General features: G+C 69.5%; 3 protein-coding genes. 2 read left to right on the forward strand and 1 reads right to left on the reverse strand.

The window, feature by feature from the left end:
- The coding region (locus AC3XYG_RS26145) for a sigma-54-dependent Fis family transcriptional regulator (RefSeq protein WP_489142802.1) at positions 1 to 1871 on the reverse strand (1871 nt) is incomplete at its 3' end.
- Positions 1872 to 2151: 280 nt separating this feature from the next.
- On the opposite strand from AC3XYG_RS26145, the gene AC3XYG_RS26150 reads away from it, so the two are divergent.
- On the forward strand, positions 2152 to 3195 hold the full coding sequence (locus AC3XYG_RS26150; protein ID WP_489142803.1) for an NAD(P)-dependent alcohol dehydrogenase: 1044 nt from the start codon (positions 2152 to 2154) through the stop codon (positions 3193 to 3195).
- An 8-nt stretch (positions 3196 to 3203) separates the two neighbouring features.
- Positions 3204 to 3385, forward strand: a 182-nt coding sequence (locus tag AC3XYG_RS26155; RefSeq protein ID WP_489142804.1) for a GTP-binding protein, incomplete at its 3' end; no start/stop codon positions are given.

The raw sequence follows: 3385 nt of genomic DNA on the forward strand, positions 1-3385 counted from the left end.
GCCGGCCGCGACGCCTGGAGGGCCCGGTAGATGGTGTTGCGCGACACGCCGAGCCGTCGTGCCGTTTCGCTGATGTTGCCGTCGAGCTGCCGATGGACCGTGCGGATCCGCTGGCCCGTGGTCTCGCGAAGACTGCCGGCAGCGCCGGGTCGGGCCGATGAGGCTGCGGCGCTGGGCAGGGCGTCGACGGCATCGCGGTCGATCGGGCGATCGAGCTCGCCCAGGGTCAGGCGGGTCAGCACGTTGCGCAGCTCGCGCACATTGCCGGGCCAGGGCCGTTCGGCCAGCCGGTCCAGGGCCATCGGCGTGATCGAACAGTCCGGCGCGATGCCGGACAAGAGATGCCGGGCGATGGCGGCGAAATCCTGCCGCTCGGCCAGGGGCGGCAGCGTCACCTCGACGGCGCCCAGGCGGTAGAACAGATCCGCCCGGAACCGTCCGGCCGCGACGGCCTGCTCCAGATCGGTGTTGGTCGCGGCGACCAGCTGCACATCGACGGTGCGGCGCCGGCCGCCGCCGACCGGCCGTACCGTCCAGTCGTCCAGCAGCCGCAGCAGCACGGCCTGCAGCGCCAGCGGCATGTCGCCGATTTCGTCCAGGAACAGGGTTCCGCCATCGGCCTCGACCACCAGGCCAGGCGCGCCGCCGCGGCGCGCGCCGGTGAAGGCGCCGTCGGCATGGCCGAACAGCTCGGCCTCGGCCAGGGTGTCGGGCAGGGCGGCGCAGTTCAGCGGCACGAACTCGCCGCTCCGCTTGCCGGCGCGATGCGCATGCCGGGCCAGCTGTTCCTTGCCCGTGCCGGTCTCGCCGCGGATCAGGATCGGCAGCTTGCGGGACGCCGCGGCCTCGACCCGGCGCACGACATCGGCCACCTCAGGGTCGTCGGCGACGAAGCCGGTCGGCAGCAGCCGGGGCGCCTTTGGCGGCGGTGCAATCTGGAGGGATGACACCCTGCGGGACCGGGGAAGCGTCTCGACCGTCGCGACGAAGGCGCTGCCGACGAGGTCGTCGAGGCGCTGGCGCTCTCGGGTCCGGGCCCCGTCCAGGACATCGCCGAGGCGGGTGCGGAACAGGTCGGCGAAATGGCTGCCGGGCAAAGCGGGCAGGCCCTGCAGCAGGAACCGCGCCTGGGGGTTGGCACCGAGGACGACGCCGTCGGGGTCGAGCGCCAGCAGGCCGGCATTCAGGGTGTGCAGATATTCGCCGCGGCTGTGGAAGGCGATCACCAGGCTGGCGTGGTGGCATTCCCGGAACAGCCCGTTCTCGATCTGGGTCGCGGCCATGGCGACCAGGGCCCGGGTGTGCTGCTGGCGGGATCGGCAATCGGACGACGCGTCCAGCACGCCGGCGAGGCTGGCGTCGGGGCCGAACACCGGCACGGCGGTGCAGGTCAGGGTGCCGTAGCGGTTGAAGAAGTGCTCGCCGCCATGGACGGTGATCGGCTGACCCTGCTGCGCCGTGGTGCCGAGCGCGTTGGTGCCGCATCGCGCCTCGGCCCACAGCGAGCCGGGCCGGATGGCGGTGGCACGGGCGGTGGCGCTGAAGCTGGAATCGGAAATGGTGTCGAGCAGCAGCGCGTTCGGCGCGGCGAACGCGACCATGAAATTCGTGCCGGCGACCTGGTGGTAGAGGTTTTTCATCTCGGTGCGCGCCAGGCGCAGCGCCAGGTCGGACCGGTCGCGGGCCTCGCGCAGCGTGGCCTCGTCGACCATGGCCAGGGGCGGGGGGCGCTCGGGGTCCAGTCCGGCGGCCAGGCAGCGGGTCCAGCTGTCGCGGATTGGCGGCGCCAGCAGGTCGGCATCCGCGACACCCCGGCGTGCCAGCATGGTGCGGGCCTGGCTCAGGCGCTCATCGGCCGTGGCCGGCAGCATGGGCGGTCCTCCCGGCTGGCCGTCGCGGGCGCAGCCTTGGCTTTTGTTTCGTTGTCCTAACAGTTACGCCGACATCAGGGGCTTTCCAACCTCGGAAATCGGGATCGGGCCAAGTGTTCCAAAATGGAACAGTGCTGTTCCGTTCCGTTGTGAAGCAACGCCACAGTCCTGCCGTCACCCAACCCGAGAAATCCAGCAATTCCGCGGCTTCGCGATCTTGGCACGGCGATTGCACCGCTGGTCCGCAACAGTTTGGACGCCGGACCATGGGAGGCGACGCATGAAGGCCGCGGTGCTGCATCAATACGATGAGTCCCTGACTCGAGACGAATTCGTCCGCTACGAAGACGTCCCCGATCCGAAGATCGAAAAGCCGACCGACATCATCGTGCGCATCGGCGGCGCCGGCGTCTGCCGCACCGACCTGCACGTGGTCGAAGGCATCTGGCGCAGCAAGGTCGACGTCACGCTGCCCTACATCATGGGGCACGAGAATGCCGGGTGGGTCGAGGCGGTGGGCCGCGGCGTCGAAAGCGTCAAGGTTGGCGACCCCGTGATCTGCCACCCGCTGGTGACCAGCGGCCATTGCCTGGCCTGCCGGCGCGGTGACGACATGCACGCCACCGACAGCCGCTTCCCCGGCATCAACAGCAATGGCGGCTATGCCGAGCTGCTGCTGACCGGCGAACGCTCACTGATCAAGCTGCCGAAGACCCTGACGCCGAAGGACGTGGCGCCCTACACCGATGCCGGGCTGACCGCCTATCGCGCCGCCAAGAAGGCCTCTCGGCACCTGCTGCCGGGGGAATTCGCCGTGGTGATCGGCGCCGGCGGCCTGGGCCATATCGGCATCCAGGTGCTGCGGGCGCTGTGCGCGGCCGAGATCATCATCGTCGACCGGTCCGACACGGCGCTCAAGCTGGCCCAGGAATGCGGCGCGCATCACCTGGTCAAGGCCGACGGCAACGAGGTCGAGGCGGTGATGGCGCTGACCGGCGGCCACGGCGCCGAGGCGGTGATCGATTTCGTCGGCGAGGGCGATGCCGTGGCCAAGGGCCTGGCGATGACCCGCAACGCCGGCGTCTATTACATCGTCGGCTATGGCGGGAAGATCGACCTGCCGACGATGGACATGATCACCAGCGAGAAGTCGATCGTCGGCAATTTGGTCGGGACCTATCCCGAGCTGGTCGAACTGATGGCCCTCGCCGATCGCGGCCTGGTGCATCTCGCCACCAAGGAATACCGGCTGAGCGAGGCCAACCAGGCGCTCAAGGATTTGCATCACGGCCAGATCAAGGGCCGCGCGGTCCTGATCCCATGACCTCGGCCATGACCCCGGACCGTATCCCCGTGACCGTGGTGACCGGCTTCCTCGGCGCCGGCAAGACCACGCTGCTGAACCGCATCCTGGGCGAGGAGCACGGCCGGCGCTATGCCGTCATTGTCAACGAATATGGCGAGCTCGGCATCGATGGCGGCCTGGTGGTCGGCGCCGAGGAAGAGGTGTTCGA

The organism is Inquilinus sp. (assembly GCF_057815775.1).

Bases quoted from the DNA above. Each gene is read 5' to 3' on its own strand.
- AC3XYG_RS26150 (WP_489142803.1), top strand. From the start codon at position 2,152: ATGAAGGCCGCGGTGCTGCATCAATACGATGAGTCCCTGACTCGAGAC.